Source organism: Caballeronia sp. LZ024 (genome assembly GCF_031451455.1).
Taxonomy (GTDB): domain Bacteria; phylum Pseudomonadota; class Gammaproteobacteria; order Burkholderiales; family Burkholderiaceae; genus Caballeronia; species Caballeronia telluris.
In genome coordinates this window covers 1,130,790-1,148,664 of the sequence record NZ_JARUXL010000004.1, presented here as the reverse complement: position 1 = coordinate 1,148,664, position 17,875 = coordinate 1,130,790, and the positions used below count along the sequence as shown (strand labels likewise).

The window sequence follows — 17,875 nt, the reverse complement described above, 5'->3', positions numbered from 1 at the left end:
GAGTCAAATCAGGCGGCGATGAACTCGTTCCACTTCTGCACCATGTAGATGTTTTCGTCCATCACGGCGTTCCAGCAGGCGATTGCGCCCATGCGCTGCGTGTACGAGCCGCCGTCGCGCACGGTGCCGGCCTTTTCGAGCAACTGGCCGTCCGGCGCCTTGATGTCCTGCGCGGCCGGCTTGCCTTCGATCCAGTAGTCCCATTCGTAGGGCTGCATGTGCGTCTTCGCCGTCTCAAGCACGCCCGAGTAATAGCCCTGACGCATCAGATACGCGCCCGCCCAGCCGTCCTGGAACCAGTTGACGAACTCATACGCGGCATCGAGCTTCTTGCCCTGCAACGAGCGCGGAAAGCCGAAGCCCGACGCCCACGAGCGATAGCCTTCCTTGAGCGGCTGAAACGTGCAGGCGACGCCCATCGTGCGCACCTTCGTGACCGCCGGCGACCACATCGATTGGATCACGACCTCGCCCGATGCCATCAGGTTCACGCTCTCGTTGAAGTCCTTCCAGAACGCGCGGAACTGTCCCGCGCGCTTCGCCTCGATCAGGATCTTGATCGTCTGGTCGATCTCGGCCTTGGTCATGTTGCCCTTGTCGCCGTACTTGACCTGACCCATCGCCTCGATCGCCATCGCCGAATCCATGATGCCGATCGCCGGAATGTTGAGCAGCGCCGCCTTGCCCTTGAACTGCGGATTGAGCAGGTCGGCCCACGTCGAGACCGGCCGCTTGATGAGGTCCGGGCGAATACCGAGCGTGTCGGCGTTGTACGTCGTCGGGATCAGCGTCATCCACTCGGTCGGCGTCGCGGAGAACTCGGTCGAGCGCGCGCCCTTGAGGAACATCACCTTCTTCGGCGCCGTGCCCTGATCGCCGATCTTCTTGCCGTTGATCTCGCCACGGGTCAGCACCGGCGTGATCTTGTCGGCGAGCTTGATCCGCTTGACGTCCATGCCCGCGAGCGTGCCGGACGGAATCAGTTTCTTGAGCGAGAAGTACTCGGTATCGACGATGTCGAACGAGTTCGGCTGCGTGATGATGCGCTTGGCGACATCGTCCGTGGTGACGGGGATGTACTGGATCTCGATGCCCGTGTCTTCCTTGAACTTCCTCGCGATGTCCGCGCTCTGGTTCACCGCGGTGCCCAGATAGCGCAGCACGATCTTTTCCTGCGCATGCACGTACGGAAAGCCGGCGATGCCCGCCGCCGCGACCGCGCCCTTGATGAACGTGCGGCGCGACAGCCCTTTGCCCGTCACGTCGGATTCGGGCGTTGCCGGGCTCTCTTTGGATTCGCTCATTGCTCTTTCTCCTCGTTGAAATCGTCTTGGGGTCCGGCGTTTTTTGCGTGCCTGTTCGCTCATGCCGCAAGCGGATGCGCGTTCTGCTCGTCCCACCAGACGGTCACGCGCGCCTCCGGGCCGAAGCGGTGCGGATCGTAGTCGGCGTCGCTCACGAGCGACACTAGTTCCGGCGAGCCGTCGAGCGGATCGAGCGTCATACGCAGATGGGTGCCCTGGTACTCGGCCTCGCGCACGGTGCACGCGATCCCGCCGATGCGGCTCAAGCCGCTTTCGCCCGCGGCCTGAACGGGCGTCACGCCATGCGGCGCGATGCGCAGATGATCGGCGCGCACGGTGAAGAGCCGACCGTTCGCGCCGAGCACGTTATGGCCGCCGAGAAAGCGCGCGACGAACTCCGTGCGCGGCCGGTTAAAGACGTCGTGCGGCGTGCCGCTCTGTTCGATGTGACCGTGGCTCATCACGACGACGAGGTCGGCGAGCGCCATCGCTTCTTCCTGCGAATGCGTGACGTGCACGAACGTGATGCCGAGTTCCTTCTGCCAACGCTTGAGTTCCGCGCGCATCTGCACGCGCAGGAAAGGATCGAGCGCGGACAGCGGTTCGTCGAGCAGGAGACAGCGCGGCTGGTTGAGCAGCGCACGCGCGAGCGCCACGCGCTGCTGCTGCCCGCCCGACAACTGCGCGGGTTTGCGCTCTGCATAAGCCGACATCGCGACGAGTTCGAGCAGTTCGCCCGCGCGCTTGTGTCGTGCGTCCTTCGCGACGCCGCGCATCTTGAGGCTGAACGCGACGTTATCGAGCGCGCTCAGATGCGGAAAGAGCGCGTAGCTCTGAAAGACCATCGCGGTGCCGCGCGACGCGGGTTCCTCGCGCGTGACATTGCGCCCGCCGATGAGGACGTCGCCGTCCGACACCGACTCGTGGCCCGCGATCATCCTGAGCGTCGAGGTCTTGCCGCATCCCGATGGTCCGAGCAGACAGCAATACGCGCCGCCGGGAATGCGCAGGTCGATCGAATCGACTGCGAGCGCGTCGCCGTATTGCTTGGAGACGTGGACCAGTTCGATATCCGCGGCCGAGGTGTGTACCACTGTTGATGCCGGCTGAACCATGAAGGGCATGTCCTTGAGGGCGGAACGTTGGGAACGCGTGCGGACGCAGTGTTTGCAAGAGGTATGCCATTGCGTGCGGTGCGATGCCTCTGACATGCCATCGACTCGTGAGGGCGCGTGTCAGCGAACTGGCTCGCATATTGCACACGATCCGCTGCCCCGATCGTTGGCGATTCAACGCACGATTCTGTGCGATGGCGGTGCGAATCGCGTCCGCATTGGGGCACGTTCGGGCCAAACCGGTTCATCCCTATCGACAACGTCCACCGGCTTCTCAAGATGAACGACTCACGCATCGCGCCATTGGATTCGCGCAGCGGCTTCGGCCCGCTCGCGACGCATGGCCGCTTTCCGTACCGTCCGATCGTCGACAGCGACGGCTTTCGCTGGCCCAACGGCAGCGGCCTCGCGGTCTATCTCGGCTTCAACATCGAGCACTTCGCGTTCGGCGAAGGACTCGGCGCGGCACTCGGCCCCGTCTCGCCGCAACCGGACGTGCTCAACTACAGCTGGCGCGAATACGGCAATCGCGTCGGCGCCTGGCGCTGCATTGATCTCTTCGACGACCTCGACCTGCCGTCGGGCACGCTCATCAACACCTCGCTCTACGACCATTGCCCCGAGCTGATCGATGCCTGCGCCGCGCGTGGCGACGAACTGATCGCGCACGGGCATACGAACGCCGCGCGGCAAAGCGATCTCGACGAGGCGGCCGAGCGCGCGTTGCTCCTGCATTGCCGTGAACGCATCGCGGCGCACTCGGGCATCGCGCCCGCGGGCTGGCTGTCGCCGTGGATCTCCGAGTCGCATGCGACGCCCGACCTGCTCGCCGAGACCGGCTACCGCTATACGCTCAACTGGTGCCACGATGACCGTCCCGTGCGTATGGCGACGCGCGCGGGTGCGCTCTGGTCGATTCCATATCCGCAGGAACTGAACGACTTGCCGATGATCGTCGCGCGCCAAATGGACGGCTGCGCGTTCGCCGACGTGATCGTCGATCAGTTCGACGAGATGCTCGAACAAAGCAATCGCAAGCTTCGCTCAGGAGCCGCGCCGCAAGCGCTCGTGATGGGTATCGCGCTGCATCCGTACATCGTTGGGCAGCCGTATCGGCTAAGGCATCTTCGGCGTGCGCTCGCGCATATCGCGGCAGCGCGCTCGCGCGGCGACGTATGGATGACAACACCCGGCAGGATCGCCGCCTTCATGGACGAAGCGACGCATCGACCCGCATGAAGCACGCGAGGAACAGCGTGGACGTCGACGCGCGCATCTATCAATCCATCTTCGACGGAGTGCTGAACCGTCGCCTGACGCCGGGCACGAAGCTGCCCGAACCCGAACTGTGCCAGCTGTTCGGCGTCGGGCGCGCGGTCGTGCGGCGGGTGCTGGAGAAGCTCGCTTATGACGGCATCGTCGTGCTTCGGCCGAACAAGGGCGCGGTGATCGCGGAGCCCACGCGCGAAGAAACGCGCGAGATCTTCGAGGCGCGTCGCGCGGTGGAACGCGCGTTGATGGAACTCGCGGTTGCGCGTGCAAAGAGCGCCGACATCGCCGCGTTGCGCGAACGGCTCGCCGAAGAGCACGACGCGATGCATCGCTTCGATCAGCCTTCATGGGCGCGGCTCGCGAGCGGCTTTCACCTGGCGATTGGCGCGCTCGCGGGCAACACGATCCTGCTCGACTACCTGACGGAGCTGGTCTCGCGCTGTTCGCTGATCGTCGGCGTGTACGAGCCAAAGGGCAACGCGCCCTGCGAGCACGACGAACACACAGCAATCCTCGATTGCATGGAAAGGCGCGATGCCGCAGGGGCGGCCGCGCATATGGACGCGCATCTTCGGGGACTCGAAGCGCGCATCGAAACGTCGCGCATGCCGGGCGAGAAAAGCCTCGGCGCATTGCTCGGCCTCACCGGCACATAGGCGGTCCACATGGAAATCGACTTCGAAGCCATCACGGAATATCAGCGCTACAAGCTGATGGCGAGTCTCATCGTGCCGCGTCCCATCGCGCTCGTCACGACGCTCGGCGAGGACGGCACCGTGAACGCCGCGCCGTTTTCGATGTTCAACATGCTCGGCGAGGAACCGCCCATCGTGATGATCAGCGTGAATCGCGTCGCGGACGGCACGCTCAAGGACACGGCGGTGAACATCGCGCGCACGGGCGAGTTCGTCGTGCATCTGTCCGACGAGGCGATCGCGGAGAAGATGCACCGATGCGGCGAACGCTTCCCGCCGAACGTGAGCGAACTGGCCTCCGTCGGGTTGACGCCAGTGGCAAGCTCGCATGTCGCGCCGCCGCGCATCGCGGAAGCGCCGGTCGCATTCGAATGCACGCTATGGGAGACGCTGGAGACGACGAGCCGGCACATCTTCATCGGCAAGGTGCACCGGCTGCATGCACGCGATGAATTGATCGACATCGACACGTGGCGCGTGCGGCTTCAGCACTACTTTCCCGTGGGGCGTTTCGGCGCGAGCGACTATGTGACGACGCGTGACCGGTTCACGCTGGGCTGAGCGAGAAAGACAGGCAAGCTGGGAAAGCGAGGCGTTTCGCGTTGGCGTCGCGAGCGGGTTTGGCGGTGCTGCGTTTTTCTTCCGAACGCAACGCCTAAGACTGCTTGCCGACGGCCAAGCGAAACGACATCCGCAAAACCGTGCTTGTTGAGGGAGCCGGCCGCTTTTAAGGAGGGCCGCCGGTCCCTCCGCTAGCCGGGATCGTGAGGCGCTTCCTAGCGCCAGTCGAGCAGCGTGAACTGCGCCGCCACGATCGCGAGCCAGTGCGCGTTGTTCTCGCGAAGCAATTGCAGCAATTCGGCGAGCATGGCCGCGTGATCGGCGTCGGCGCCGCGCGCGTCGAGTTGCTTCGGATACGCCTGCAGCGCGCGGCTTCGCACGAGGTATTCGGAGGTCGCCGTCTCCACCTTCTCGGAGAGCGATTTGTCGAACAGCATCTGGAACGCCGACACACCGGGAATGCCGATCTTCTTCGACTCGTCCTGCACCTCTTCATATTCCTCGAGCACCGTTTCGACCATCGCCACGCATTCCTCGCGGGACGGCGCGTGGTATTTCGCCTCCAGATAGCGCGGTTCGAGGATGTCGAAGCGAATCCGCAAAATCAGCCTGACGAGCAGGACGAAGGTTGCGAGCTGGCCGGGCATCGCGTCCGGCATCTTCCATTCGAACATCGGCCGCAGCTTCTGGCTGTTCGCCTCGACGAACAGCACGGTCAGGCGCCGCAGCAGCGATTGCACGACCTCGCTCTTCGAGATCAGCGGAATGAAGATGCCCTGTTCATTGGCAAAGGGCGAGAGATGCGGCGGCAGCGCGCCCGACACGAGCGACGGAATCTCGCGCTCCAGTTCGGCCGGCCACTCGACCGAATCGCCCAGCATCGCCGAGAGGGCCGACCAGCTCACCGTCGCGTCGGGCCGCATGCCGATCAGCTTCATGCCCTCGCCGTTGCCCTCCACTTGCGACTGCGCGGGATCGAGCTTGTGGTTCCTGTCGTAGGCAAGCGAGAGCTGGATGCGCCGCGTGTAGTACTGCGGCTTGATCGACGCGTTCGCGAACAGTTCCGCGAGTTCGCGGGCCGCCGTGCGGGCCGTGTCGTAGTAATCTCCGGCGACGTTGCCGACCTCGTCGTTGAGCGGCTCGCCGCGGCTGAACAGCCCCTTGACGAAGACATCGCGGAAGAACTTGAGGATGCTTTCGTCGGTGGCTTCGTAGCCCTGATACTGGTCGAACATACCCGGCAGCTTCAGATCGGGATTGCGGATCGACACGACCGTCTTCTCGTCGACGACCGTGAAGCGCGCGAGTTCATACCCGGGCCAGCCGTTGTCGACCGCCGCGCTCGGGTAGAGATAGATGAAGGCGTCGGCGTCGCGCGTGTTCAGGTTGATCCACTCGCGCCACTTCGTGCCGCCGGGCATCTCCTCGTTCACGCGCACGTCGATCAATCCCGGCGACGGACACAGCGCGAGCATCGACATTCTCAGGCTCTTGGCGATGTGCGCGAATTCCGATGTATGGCTGAGGAAGATCTTGGCGGGCATCTGCGTCTCCTGGGTCGCCCTGCTCGCCTGCCGATGCGCGAGCCAGTGCGCGGCGTTCGCCGGCCTTCCTACCATAGTATTGCCGGGCAGCGTCCATACGCCAAAATCGCGCTCCCAGACGCAATCGATTGCGACGGCGCTTCCCGGTTATCTGCGCTAGCATGTAAATGCACCCCAGCTTCTCCCATCCATCGTCAATTCGTCCCGACCCTCATCATGTCCGAACGACGCCGTTATCGCCGCAAACCAGATCAGTTCGTCGTCGCCGTCCCGTTGCGGCTGGAGACCGACGGCTTCGTATTTCGCAAATGGGGAGGCGAGCAGCGCTGCAAGCAGGGCGACTGGATCGTCGACAACAACGGCGAAATCTATACGGTCGATGCGCAGGTGTTCGCGCAGACCTATCGGGAGGTTCATCGCGGCGCGTATCGCAAGATCACGCCGGTGTGGGCCGAAGTCGCGGAAAACGCGGGACAGGTGTCGACCAAGGAAGGCCAGACGCATTACGAACCCGGCGACTATCTCGTCTCCAACAACGAAGATGGCACCGACAGTTACGCGATCAAGGCCGAAAGATTCCAGTCGAGCTACGAACTGGACGAATAAGGCGGCGCCACGCTGCGCGCCGCCCGTCACTTCAACTCATCCGCTCAGGGACTCACCGCACTGCCGCCCTCGGCCGCGCGCCCATCCTGCGGACTCGACACCTTTTCGAGCGCCGTATCGTGATGCAGCAGCAGCACGGCCGCCACGCCGACCAGCCCCGCGCCCGACAGACACAAGAGACCCGCGCCGAAGCTGCCGGTGCTGTCCTTGATCCAGCCCATCGCGTAGGGCCCGAAGAAGCCCGCGAGATTGCCGAGCGAATTGATGGCCGCAATCCCGCCCGCCGCCGCCGCGCCCGAGAGGAACGAAGCGGGCAGCGTCCAGATCACCGGCAGGCAGCCGAAGATGCCGAAACCGGCGATCGAAAGCGCGATCATCTTCATGACCGGGTTGTCGAGCCCCGCCGAGGCCGCGATGCCACCCGCCGCGACCAGGAGCGCGATGGCGACGTGCCATCTGCGTTCGAGCTTGCGGTCCGAATGACGTCCCCAGAGCACCATGCTGATCACGCCGACGATATACGGCAGCGACGTGACGAACCCGGTCTGCACGTTGGTCAGCCCGAACGCCTTGACGATCTGCGGCAGGAAGAAGCTCAGGCCATAGTTGGTCGCGTTGGCGCCGAAGTAGATGAGCGCGATCGCGAGCACGCGGCGGTTCAGGATGGCTTCCTTCACGCTGAAGCTATGCACGGACTCGCGGTGCGCGCGCTCGTGCGCCTGGCGCGCCACTAGCCATTCGCGTTCGTCGGCGGGCAGCCAGTGCGCATCGGCGGGCTTGTCGGTCAGGTAGAAGAACACCACGAAGGCGAGCAGCAGCGCGGGCATCGCTTCGATCAGGTACATCCACTGCCAGCCCTGCATGCCGGCGATGCCGTCCATCTGCAGCAGCGCGCCCGAGATCGGCGCGCCGATCACCGTCGACAGTGGAATTGCCGCCATGAAATACCCGACGACGCGTCCGCGATAAGCAGCCGGAAACCAGAGCGTCAGCAGGAAGATGATGCCGGGGAAGAACCCCGCTTCGGCCACGCCGAGCAGCACCCGCAAGCCGTAGAACACATACGCGGGAGACAGACCGGTATAGCGCGAAATCTGCGGGATGTACGCCATCGCGGCAGCGAGGATGCCCCACGTGAACATGATCCGCGCAATCCAGCGTCGCGCGCCGAAACGTTCGAGCAACAGGTTGGACGGAACCTCGAAGAAGAAATACGCGATGAAGAAAATCCCGGCGCCGAAACCGAACTGACTTGCCGAGAAGGCCAACGCCTTGTTCATCTGCAGTGCAGCAAATCCGACGTTGACGCGATCGAGATATGCCACGAAGTAGCAAAGGATCAGAAACGGCACGAGCCGGATCATGACGTGCCTGATTGTGCGGTTCTCCAACTCCATCGGTGTCTCCTCCGAAATGGGTTCGCTGATTGTTTTGAATCTCGTCGAGACTACTCTTTCAGCGCCGATTACAGAAGGGGTTTTTGCCCGGGCTGCACACGCGTTCCAGTAACTGGGAAACCGCTATTTAGCCGACATTGACGGTCGCCCGGACCCCAAACGACAACGCCCGCCGATGGCTCGGCGGGCGTCGGAATGCACGCGCTGCTCGCTCGTTTTTATCGCACGAGACACGGGCGCTTGTTGTCGAACTTCCAGTTCGGGATCAGGTATTGCATCGCGACGCCGTCGTCGCGCGCGCCTAGGCCATGCTGCTGATAGAGCGCATGCGCTTTCTTGATCTCGTCCATATCCAGTTCGACGCCGAGCCCCGCCTTTTGCGGCACTTTCACTTTGCCGCCGACGATCTGCAGCGGATCGCGCGTCAGGCGCTGCCCGTCCTGCCAGATCCAGTGCGTGTCGATCGCGGTGATCCTGCCGGGCGCCGCCGCCGCGACGTGCGTGAACATCGCGAGCGAGACGTCGAAATGGTTGTTCGAATGCGAGCCCCACGTGAGGCCCCAGTCGTTGCACATCTGCGCGACGCGCACCGAGCCCTGCATCGTCCAGAAATGCGGATCGGCAAGCGGAATGTCGACCGATTGCAACTGGATCGCGTGGCCCATCTGGCGCCAGTCGGTCGCGATCATGTTGGTCGCCGTCGGCAGGCCCGTCGCGCGGCGGAATTCCGCCATCACTTCGCGTCCCGAATAGCCGTTCTCGGCGCCGCACGGGTCCTCCGCGTAGGCGAGCACGTCGTGCTGGTCGCGGCACAGGCGGATCGCTTCGGCGAGCGACCACGCACCGTTCGGATCGAGCGTCACGCGCGCGTCCGGGAAACGCTCGGCGAGCGCCGTCACCGCTTCGATTTCCGCATCGCCCGCGAGCACGCCGCCCTTCAGCTTGAAGTCGTTGAAACCGTAGCGCGCCTGGGCCGCTTCCGCGAGACGCACGACTGCCTCGGGCGTCATCGCCTCTTCGGTGCGCAGGCGCTCCCAGTCGTCGCGGCCGTCTGCGCCGCTCGCGTACGGCAAATCGGTCTTGCCGCGATCGCCGATGTAAAACAGGTAGCCGAGCATCTCGACTTCCTCGCGCTGCTGCCCCTCGCCGAGCAGCGCCGCGACGGGCACGCCGAGATGCTGTCCGAGCAGGTCGAGCAGCGCCGCTTCGAGCGCCGTGACCGCGTGGATGGTCGTGCGCAGGTCGAACGTCTGGAGGCCGCGGCCGCCTGCGTCGCGGTCGGCGAATTGCGTGCGCACCGTGTTCAGCACCGCCTGCAGATTACCGATCGACTGTCCGACGACGAGCGCGCGCGCGTCGTCGATGGTCTTCCTGATCGCCTCGCCGCCCGGCACTTCGCCGACGCCCGTGTTGCCCGCGCTGTCCGTGAGGATCACGATGTTGCGCGTGAAGAACGGACCGTGCGCGCCCGAGAGGTTCATCAGCATGCTGTCGCGGCCGGCGACCGGGACGACGCGCAGTTCGGTGACGGTCGGCGTGGCGTGGCGTTGGATCGTGTTCGTGGTGGGCATGGAAAGTACCTGTCAGGTTGAATGCTGGGCGGCGCTTCTGCGTCGCGCATGTGTTACGTTGTCTGACGACAGTCTACTTTTTCCCTCAACAATTTCCAATCGCGCGTTTACCCTCGTCACCGAAATCTCATACCGGATAAGGACTTGAGCGCGATAGCGATAGATGAACGCCTATCGGAACAATCATCGGCAAGACATCAGATGACTCTACGCCGTGCTGGCACGACGGTTGTATGACGTCTGAACGTTGAACGCGAAGGTTCTTTCCAAGGCAAACCAACAAAGACCGATTGCGCTTGTCGCCTCTGCGCCATCTGTTATACGATGACTGATGTTGATACCATCGAATTCAGGAGACGAAATGCAGATTACCGGCGAAATGCTGATTGGCCGTCAGGCCGTGCGCGGCACCGACAAACCCCTGCGCGCGTTCAATCCCGCGACGGGCGAAGACATCGCCGCGCCGGTTTTCGGCAGCGGCACGCAGGACAATGTCGCAGCGGCGTGCGATCTGGCAGCGAAGGCATTCGACGCATACCGCAATCTGCCGCTCACGGTGCGCGCGGAATTTCTGGAGCGCATCGCCGACGGCATCGCCGCGCTCGGCGACGCGTTGATCCAGCGTGCGCAAGAGGAATCCGGCCTGCCGAAGGCGCGTCTCGAAGGCGAGCGCGGCCGCACGATCGGCCAATTGAAACTGTTCGCCCAAGTCGTGCGCGCCGGCCAGTGGCTCTCGGCCACGCTCGACTCGCCGCTGCCCGATCGCAAGCCGCTGCCGCGCTCGGACCTGCGCATGCAGAAAATCGCGCTCGGTCCCGTCGCCGTGTTCGGCGCGAGCAACTTCCCGCTGGCATTTTCGGTGGCGGGCGGCGACACGGCCGCCGCGCTGGCCGCGGGCTGTCCCGTCGTCGTGAAGGCGCATAGCGCGCACCTCGGCACGTCCGAGCTGGTCGGCCGCGTGATCCAGCAGGTCGCGCGCGACATGGATCTGCCTGAAGGCGTGTTCTCGCTGATCGTCGGCGCGGGCCGCACGGTCGGCGAAGCGCTCGTCGCGCATCCGGCCATCAAGGCGGTCGGCTTCACGGGTTCGCGCGCGGGCGGCACGTCGCTGATGCAGGTCGCGGCACGCCGCCCCGAACCGATCCCCGTCTACGCGGAAATGAGCAGCATCAACCCGGTGTTCCTGTTGCCGACGGCGCTCGCGACGCGCGGCGCGGCCATCGCGCAGGGTTTCGTCGATTCGCTCGTGCTCGGCGCCGGACAGTTCTGCACGAACCCCGGACTCGCGATCGCCATCGACGGACCGGACCTCGCGAAGTTCGTCGAGGCGGCATCGGCGGCACTGAGCGCGAAGCCCGCGCAGACGATGCTCACGTCGGGCATCCACGCGGCGTACCGCGAAGGCGAGAGCCGCCTCGCGGGCACGGCGGGCGTCGAAGCGGTCGCGCACGGGCAGGCGGCGAGCGGTCCGACGCAGGCTTGCGCGGCGCTCTTCGTCACCGACGCCGCGACGTTCCTCACCAAGGCCGAACTGGAAGACGAGGTGTTCGGACCGGCGTCGACCATCGTGCGCTGCAAGGACGAACAGGAACTGGCGCGGGTCGCCGAGCATTTCGTCGGCCAGTTGACAGCGACGATCCAGATGGACCGCGACGACTTGCCGGCTGCGAAGAAACTCGTGCCGGTGCTCGAACGCAAGGCCGGGCGGATTCTCGTGAACGGTTTCCCGACGGGCGTCGAGGTGTCGCACGCGATGGTTCACGGCGGTCCGTTCCCGGCGACCTCGGACAGCCGCGTGACCTCGGTCGGCACGACGTCGATCGAACGCTTCCTGCGTCCGGTGTGCTATCAGGATTTCCCGGCCGACCTGTTGCCCGAAGCGCTGGCCGATGCGAATCCGCTCGCGCTGTGGCGTCGCCGGGATGGCGAGATCGTGAAGGGCTGAGTGCTCTGTGCTTCAGACGAAAAAGCGGCCTCGGCCGCTTTTTTACATTGGACGCGCCCCGCTCTGCCTTGACGCGACTCGCACCGTCGCCGAGACTGCGAGTCATCGGACAACTGCGGCGGCGAGCGTTCCATTGCCCTTCGCGACGTCCGATCACCGTTCAACCGCATTCGACATCATCATCCATGAGCAGTCTCACCGATAAAGTCGTCACTACGCTGCGCGAGCAGATCGAGCGCGGCATGCTCCGCCCCGGAGACAAGATTCCGACCGAAGTGGCGCTCATGAAGGAACTGTCGGTGAGCCGTTCCGTGGTCCGCGAGGCGGTTTCGCGCTTGCAGGCGGCGCATGTCGTCGCGACGCGCCACGGCATCGGCACCTTCGTTCTTGCGCCGGCGGACAAGGAAGACGCGCTGCGGCTGCCCGAAGCCGATCTCTCCAGCATGCTCGACGTGATGGCGATCATCGAGTTCCGGATCGATCTGGAGGCCGCGGCGGCCGCGCTCGCCGCGCAGCGCCGCACCGACCAGCATCTGAAACAGATCGCGCAGGCGCTCGGCCGCTTCGAGGCGGAACTCGCGAACGGGAGCACCGACACGCTCGCCCACGACGTCGAATTTCATCTGCAGATCGCGCGCGCGAGCGGAAACCGCTATTTCTTCGACGTGCTGAGTCAGATGGGTCCGGGCGTGAGCCCGCGCACGCGGCTCGGCAAGGCCGAAATCGCGCAATTGGATCAGATCGAACGGCTGCGCAACGTGCTCAACGAGCATCGACTGATCTATCAGGCGATCGTCCGGCAAGACGCCGACGACGCCCGCGCCGCGATGCGCATGCACCTGAGCAACAGCCGCGAACGGCTGCGGCGCGCGCACGAATCGACGGCGAGCTAGGCCCGCCGCCGCTTTGACGCCGCTCGTTACGCCGCTTCGCGCTCTTCCTGCGCGAGATGCAGTCCGTCCTTGCGCACCTTGTGCTCGTCGATCAGCCGGTAGACCGTCTCGCCCGGCACCGTCTCCGATTCCAGCAGGCGTTCCGCGATGGCGCGCAGCACCGGCTCGTTGTCGCGCAAAAGCGCCTGGCAGGCCTCGTTCAGATCCTTGAGCAGGATGTTCGCGTGCTCGATGGCCGCCTTCATCTGCAAGCCGGCGTACTGGGGCGGCAGCGCGGCCAGGCTGAAGAGATTGCCGTCGGCGTTGAAGCCGAACTTCGACACCATGTCGAGGCTGATCCGCGACGCCTCCTGCAAATCCTGCGCGGCCCCGCTCGACGCTTCCGAGAACGTCAGCAGTTCGGCATTCCGGCCGCCGAGCAGCACCTGGATTTCGTTGCGCATTTCGGTTTCGCGATACAGATGCTTGTCCTGCATCTTCGTGATGAGCGCGACGCCCAGCGCGCCGCCGCGCGGCAGGATCGTCACTTCTTCGAGCACGCCCGTGCCGAGCAGCGCGGCGACGAGCCCGTGACCCGCCTCGTGGACCGCGATCCGCGTGCGCTCGTCCTCGTTCAGCGCGCGCTCGGCGCCGCTCACATCGCCGATCCGGGCGATTTTGATCGCTTCCAGGAAATGCTTCGCCGCCACCGTGGTCTCGCCCGCCTTGCGCGCGACGAGCCCGGCCTGATTCACGATCATGGAAAGCGTCGCGGGCGACAGTCCCGTGGAGAGGCGCGCGAGCTGGTGGAAATCGACGTCGTCGGCTTTCGATTTCAGCTTTTCGGCATAGAAACGGAAGATTTCGGCGCGGTCGTCGAGGTCGGGCAGGCGCACATGCACCGTGCGATCGAAACGGCCCGGACGGCGCAGCGCTTCGTCGATATTGTCAGGATGGTTGGTCGCCGCGACGATGATCACGCCCTCGTTCGACTCGAAGCCGTCCATCTCGGCCAGCAACTGGTTGATGACGCGGTTGCTCTCCGCTTCGGCCGGGCCGTTGCCCGTGTCCGTGCGCTTGGCGAGGCCGTCCGCTTCGTCGATGAAGATCACGGTCGGCGCATTCTTGCGCGCGAGCTCGAACAGGTGCTTCACCTTCTGGACGCCGACGCCGTAGTACTTCGCGCTGAAATAACTGCCCGTAATGGAAATAAAGTTCGCGCCGCATTCGCCGGCGAGCGCCTGCGCGAGCCGCGTCTTGCCGACGCCCGGGCCGCCGACCATCAGGACGCCGCACGGCGCGCGCACGCCCATGCCGGTGAACTGCTTCGCGTTGGAGAGATACGCCTGGATGTCGGAGAGCGCGGCTTTCGCTTCGCCCGCGCCGATGACGTCCTGGAACGAGAGCGTCGGCGCTTCGCCGAGCAGCTTCGCGCCGCCCGTCATCTCGCGGCGCATGAACCAGACCATGCCGCCGATCAGCAGCAGCGGCAACACGAGGCCGAGCACGTCGCGCGTGCGGTCGAAGGTATCCATCCAGAGCGCGGCGTCCGAACGGATGTTCGCATCCGGCAGCCAGACGAGCTGATACGGCGGACGCGCATCGACTTTCATCTCACCGAGCAGGAGCGCGTTCGAGAACGCGCCGTTGTGATCGGTGACGAAATACTTCGCGCCCGCGCGCGTCGAAACGAGGATCGCATTAGGGCTCACACCGATGGCGGTCACGTCCTGCGTGCGGATATCGCGCAGCATTTCGGATGCGTCTTTTTCCTGACGCGTCCAGAGCGCGGTGTCGGTGCGCATCTGGCTCGCGACGCCGTCGAGCGCCGAATCGAGTTGCGCACTGCGATTTTCGTGGCGCCAGAGCGCGAAAGTGAGGATGCCGGCCAGAGCCGTGGCGGTCACGCCGAGTGTCACGTAACGTCCATATCTGGACCAGAACGAATTTTTTGCCGGTTTCATTCCTTGAATCCTAAAGCGGGCCATATCGCGGCGGCTGACGCGCGGTCAGCGTTGAAGAGGAACGCGGGACGACGATCGAAACGGCTTTTGTCAGTCGAAAGCAGACAATCGCATTGATCGATGCAGACAGGCGCCCACACGCGGCCGGAAGAGGATTCGCTTGTGCTTACCATTTAACCGACCCGGTACACCTAAGGCATTATGCACGGCTTACTTTCTTTTCAAATCGTCGAAACGGTACTCAGTTAGGTGTCAATTCGGCGGTCGGTAAATTTGGGATTTTGGGGAAGGAGTCACGAGCGGGTTTCACTAGCCGTCGCCCGCCCGTCTGCATAATCGTCCCTTCGTTTCGCGCTCAAAAGCCGCTTCACAAGCCCACACCGCCGACAATCCGTCATAATTTGGGTTTTTCGATCTTTCACAACGATTTGGCGGCATCTACATGACCACGATTCTTGAAAGTCTTCCGACCGGCCAGAAGGTCGGCATCGCGTTCTCCGGCGGTCTCGACACCAGCGCCGCGCTCCACTGGATGCGCATCAAGGGCGCGGTTCCCTATGCCTACACCGCCAACCTCGGCCAGCCGGACGAGGACGACTACGACCAGATTCCGCGTCGCGCGACCGAATACGGCGCCGAAGGCGCGCGCCTGATCGACTGCCGCGCGCAACTCGTCGCCGAAGGCATCGCGGCATTGCAGTGCGGCGCGTTCCACATCTCGACGGCCGGCGTCACCTACTTCAACACGACGCCCATCGGCCGCGCGGTCACCGGCACAATGCTCGTCGCGGCCATGAAGCAGGACGGCGTCAACATCTGGGGCGACGGCAGCACCTATAAGGGCAACGACATCGAGCGCTTCTACCGCTACGGCCTTTTGGTGAACCCGGATCTCAAGATCTACAAGCCGTGGCTCGACCAGACGTTCATCGACGAACTCGGCGGCCGCGCGGAAATGTCGGAATTCATGAGCAAGGCGGGTTTCGCGTACAAGATGTCGGCGGAAAAGGCCTATTCGACGGATTCGAACCTGCTCGGCGCGACGCACGAAGCGAAAGACCTCGAAAGCCTGGAAAGCGGCATGCAGATCGTCAATCCGATCATGGGCGTGGCGTTCTGGCGCGACGACGTGCAGATCGCCCGCGAAACGGTGACGGTCCGCTTCGAGGAAGGCCGTCCGGTCGCGCTCAACGGCGTGGAATTCGCGGATGCCGTCGAACTGCTGCTGGAAGCGAACCGCATCGGCGGGCGCCACGGTCTCGGCATGAGCGACCAGATCGAAAACCGCATCATCGAGGCGAAGAGCCGCGGCATCTATGAAGCGCCCGGGCTCGCGCTGCTGTACATCGCGTATGAGCGGCTCGTGACGGGCATCCACAACGAAGACACGATCGAGCAATACCGCGAAAACGGCCGCCGTCTCGGCCGCCTGCTGTATCAGGGACGCTGGTTCGATCCGCAGGCCATCATGCTGCGCGAAACCGCCCAGCGCTGGGTCGCGCGCGCCGTGACCGGCGAAGTGACGATCGAACTGCGCCGCGGCAACGATTATTCGATCCTTTCGACCAAATCGCCGAACCTGACGTATCAGCCGGAACGCCTGTCGATGGAAAAGGTCGCGTCGACGTTCTCGCCGCGCGACCGCATCGGGCAACTCACGATGCGCAACCTCGACATCACCGATACGCGCGACAAACTGCGCATCTACTCGCAGGTCGGTCTGCTGAAGACCGGCGAGGCATCGGCGCTGCCGAGCCTCAAGGACGAGACGGAGTAACGCTCGTCGCGCAAAAACGCCGCCTTCGGGCGGCGTTTTTGTTTCTGCCGCCCCTTCCGTTCTCCCGCTGAATCCCATTCGGCGCGGCCGCACATACCGCCTCCCATACCAAAATCGGTATCGCCGATAAGAAAAAAGGGATTGGACCGTCATGTGCCCGAGGGCTACGCTTGCGAGCAGGGTCGACCACGCACCCTCAACCGATGACCACAAAAACACATGGACCAGAGTCGGCGCCAAAAAAGGCCAACGCTGGTCGACAGGAGACGACAATGAAATCCAATCGACGGGCAGTTCTCGGCACGCTTCTCTGTTCCACGCTGATTCTCACGACCGGCCTCAGCGCCCGCGCCGACGAGAAGAAAATCACGCTGGGCTTCGCGCAGGTCGGCGCGGAAAGCGCCTGGCGCACCGCGAACACTGTCTCGGTGAAAAGCGCGGCGCAGGAAGCCGGCATCAACCTCAAATTCTCCGACGCCCAGCAAAAACAGGAAAACCAGATCAAGGCGATCCGCTCGTATATCGCGCAGAAAGTCGATGTGATCGCGTTCTCGCCGGTCGTCGAAACCGGCTGGGAGCCGATCCTGATCGAAGCGAAGAACGCGAAGATTCCGGTGATCCTGACCGACCGCAATATCGACGTGAAGGACAAGTCGCTCTACGTGACGATGATCGGCTCCGACTTCCTCGAAGAAGGCCGTCGCGGCGGCAAGTGGCTCGAAGATCACTATAAGAACGATCCGGGCCCGATCAATATCGTCGAATTGCAGGGTACGGTCGGCTCGGCGCCGGCGAACGACCGCCGCGCGGGCTTGCTCGAAGTCATCAAGAACGATCCGAAGTTCAAGGTGATCGCCTCGCAAAGCGGCGACTTCACGCTCGCGGGCGGCAAGCAGGTCATGGAAGCCTTCGCCAAGACCTACGGCAAGCAGATCAACGTGGTTTATGCGCATAACGACGACATGGCGCTCGGCGCGATCCAGGCGATGGAAGAAGCCGGCATGAAGCCGGGCAAGGACATCACGGTCGTCTCCTTCGACGCCACCAAAGGCGGCTTCGAAGCCATGGTCGCGGGCAAGATCAACGTGGACGTCGAATGCAGCCCGTTGCTCGGGCCGCAGTTGATGAGCGCCGTGAAGGACGTGGTCGCGGGCAAGCAGTTGCCGAAGCGCATCGTCACGGAAGAGACGATCTTCCCGATGAGCGTCGCCGCCCAGACCTTGCCGCAGCGCAAGTACTGAGCGCCTGCCCG

At 64.1% G+C, this 17,875-nt stretch carries 14 protein-coding genes; 8 read left to right on the top strand and 6 right to left on the bottom strand.

Annotation, left to right across the window (positions count from 1 at the left end; genetic code table 11):
* Positions 1-8: 8 nt before the first annotated feature.
* Positions 9-1,304, bottom strand: coding sequence for a PotD/PotF family extracellular solute-binding protein (locus tag QCE48_RS27520; RefSeq protein ID WP_309781639.1), 1,296 nt, complete (start codon positions 1,302-1,304; stop codon positions 9-11).
* A 59-nt stretch (positions 1,305-1,363) separates the two neighbouring features.
* Positions 1,364-2,419 (bottom strand): ABC transporter ATP-binding protein, encoded by a 1,056-nt coding sequence (locus QCE48_RS27515; protein WP_309781638.1) that lies wholly within the window; start codon positions 2,417-2,419, stop codon positions 1,364-1,366.
* Positions 2,420-2,698: 279 nt separating this feature from the next.
* Between QCE48_RS27515 and QCE48_RS27510 the strand changes: the two genes are divergently transcribed.
* The 3 genes from QCE48_RS27510 to QCE48_RS27500 are packed head-to-tail and all read left to right on the top strand — an operon-like array spanning position 2,699 to position 4,947.
* Positions 2,699-3,658: a polysaccharide deacetylase family protein gene (locus QCE48_RS27510; protein ID WP_309781636.1), complete on the top strand. Its 960-nt coding sequence runs from the start codon at positions 2,699-2,701 to the stop codon at positions 3,656-3,658.
* Positions 3,655-4,347, top strand: a complete 693-nt coding sequence (locus QCE48_RS27505) for a GntR family transcriptional regulator (RefSeq protein WP_309781635.1) — start codon at positions 3,655-3,657, stop codon at positions 4,345-4,347. The genes QCE48_RS27510 and QCE48_RS27505 overlap by 4 nt, the downstream gene beginning before the upstream one ends.
* Before the next feature lie 9 nt (positions 4,348-4,356).
* Entirely contained in the window at positions 4,357-4,947 is a 591-nt protein-coding gene (locus tag QCE48_RS27500) for a flavin reductase family protein (RefSeq protein WP_309781634.1), read from the top strand.
* A 215-nt stretch (positions 4,948-5,162) separates the two neighbouring features.
* Here the strand turns inward: QCE48_RS27500 and QCE48_RS27495 are convergent, their stop codons facing one another.
* The gene (locus QCE48_RS27495) at positions 5,163-6,491 is read right to left on the bottom strand and encodes a hypothetical protein (protein WP_309781632.1); all 1,329 of its coding nucleotides are present in this window, start codon (positions 6,489-6,491) and stop codon (positions 5,163-5,165) included.
* A gap of 216 nt (positions 6,492-6,707) precedes the next feature.
* Between QCE48_RS27495 and QCE48_RS27490 the strand changes: the two genes are divergently transcribed.
* Positions 6,708-7,097 (top strand): hypothetical protein, encoded by a 390-nt coding sequence (locus tag QCE48_RS27490; RefSeq protein ID WP_309781630.1) that lies wholly within the window; start codon positions 6,708-6,710, stop codon positions 7,095-7,097.
* 44 nt (positions 7,098-7,141) lie between these two features.
* Here QCE48_RS27490 and QCE48_RS27485 read toward each other — a convergent pair whose 3' ends face one another.
* Together QCE48_RS27485 and gudD are read right to left on the bottom strand one after the other, a co-directional pair.
* A complete protein-coding gene (locus QCE48_RS27485; protein ID WP_309781629.1) occupies positions 7,142-8,494 on the bottom strand; it encodes an MFS transporter in 1,353 nt (450 codons plus the stop codon).
* A gap of 218 nt (positions 8,495-8,712) precedes the next feature.
* Entirely contained in the window at positions 8,713-10,065 is a 1,353-nt protein-coding gene (gene gudD / locus QCE48_RS27480; RefSeq protein WP_309781627.1) for a glucarate dehydratase, read from the bottom strand.
* Between the two features lie 361 nt (positions 10,066-10,426).
* On the opposite strand from gudD, the gene QCE48_RS27475 reads away from it, so the two are divergent.
* Together QCE48_RS27475 and QCE48_RS27470 are read left to right on the top strand one after the other, a co-directional pair.
* On the top strand, positions 10,427-12,010 hold the full coding sequence (locus tag QCE48_RS27475; RefSeq protein ID WP_309781626.1) for an aldehyde dehydrogenase (NADP(+)): 1,584 nt from the start codon (positions 10,427-10,429) through the stop codon (positions 12,008-12,010).
* 185 nt (positions 12,011-12,195) lie between these two features.
* Entirely contained in the window at positions 12,196-12,903 is a 708-nt protein-coding gene (locus QCE48_RS27470) for a FadR/GntR family transcriptional regulator (RefSeq protein WP_309781625.1), read from the top strand.
* Positions 12,904-12,929: 26 nt separating this feature from the next.
* Here the strand turns inward: QCE48_RS27470 and QCE48_RS27465 are convergent, their stop codons facing one another.
* Positions 12,930-14,846 (bottom strand): AAA family ATPase, encoded by a 1,917-nt coding sequence (locus QCE48_RS27465; RefSeq protein ID WP_309794357.1) that lies wholly within the window; start codon positions 14,844-14,846, stop codon positions 12,930-12,932.
* A 442-nt stretch (positions 14,847-15,288) separates the two neighbouring features.
* On the opposite strand from QCE48_RS27465, the gene argG reads away from it, so the two are divergent.
* Positions 15,289-16,623 carry an argininosuccinate synthase gene (gene argG / locus QCE48_RS27460; RefSeq protein WP_309783711.1) on the top strand — a complete coding sequence of 445 codons (1,335 nt, stop codon included), beginning with the start codon at positions 15,289-15,291 and terminating at the stop codon, positions 16,621-16,623.
* A 272-nt stretch (positions 16,624-16,895) separates the two neighbouring features.
* Complete coding sequence (locus tag QCE48_RS27455) at positions 16,896-17,864, top strand: ABC transporter substrate-binding protein (protein ID WP_309783710.1); 969 nt, start codon at positions 16,896-16,898, stop codon at positions 17,862-17,864.
* The last annotated feature ends 11 nt before the right edge of the window (positions 17,865-17,875 follow it).

What these genes read in the sequence shown, in the direction of transcription:
- QCE48_RS27465 (WP_309794357.1), bottom strand. Translation starts at nt 14,846, where the DNA reads ATGAAACCGGCAAAAAATTCGTTCTGGTCCAGATATGGACGTTACGTG.
- gudD (WP_309781627.1), bottom strand. Translation starts at nt 10,065, where the DNA reads ATGCCCACCACGAACACGATCCAACGCCACGCCACGCCGACCGTCACC.
- QCE48_RS27485 (WP_309781629.1), bottom strand. Translation starts at nt 8,494, where the DNA reads ATGGAGTTGGAGAACCGCACAATCAGGCACGTCATGATCCGGCTCGTG.
- argG (WP_309783711.1), top strand. Translation starts at nt 15,289, where the DNA reads ATGACCACGATTCTTGAAAGTCTTCCGACCGGCCAGAAGGTCGGCATC.
- QCE48_RS27490 (WP_309781630.1), top strand. Translation starts at nt 6,708, where the DNA reads ATGTCCGAACGACGCCGTTATCGCCGCAAACCAGATCAGTTCGTCGTC.
- QCE48_RS27470 (WP_309781625.1), top strand. Translation starts at nt 12,196, where the DNA reads ATGAGCAGTCTCACCGATAAAGTCGTCACTACGCTGCGCGAGCAGATC.
- QCE48_RS27505 (WP_309781635.1), top strand. Translation starts at nt 3,655, where the DNA reads ATGAAGCACGCGAGGAACAGCGTGGACGTCGACGCGCGCATCTATCAA.
- QCE48_RS27455 (WP_309783710.1), top strand. Translation starts at nt 16,896, where the DNA reads ATGAAATCCAATCGACGGGCAGTTCTCGGCACGCTTCTCTGTTCCACG.
- QCE48_RS27495 (WP_309781632.1), bottom strand. Translation starts at nt 6,491, where the DNA reads ATGCCCGCCAAGATCTTCCTCAGCCATACATCGGAATTCGCGCACATC.
- QCE48_RS27510 (WP_309781636.1), top strand. Translation starts at nt 2,699, where the DNA reads ATGAACGACTCACGCATCGCGCCATTGGATTCGCGCAGCGGCTTCGGC.
- QCE48_RS27475 (WP_309781626.1), top strand. Translation starts at nt 10,427, where the DNA reads ATGCAGATTACCGGCGAAATGCTGATTGGCCGTCAGGCCGTGCGCGGC.
- QCE48_RS27500 (WP_309781634.1), top strand. Translation starts at nt 4,357, where the DNA reads ATGGAAATCGACTTCGAAGCCATCACGGAATATCAGCGCTACAAGCTG.
- QCE48_RS27515 (WP_309781638.1), bottom strand. Translation starts at nt 2,419, where the DNA reads ATGGTTCAGCCGGCATCAACAGTGGTACACACCTCGGCCGCGGATATC.
- QCE48_RS27520 (WP_309781639.1), bottom strand. Translation starts at nt 1,304, where the DNA reads ATGAGCGAATCCAAAGAGAGCCCGGCAACGCCCGAATCCGACGTGACG.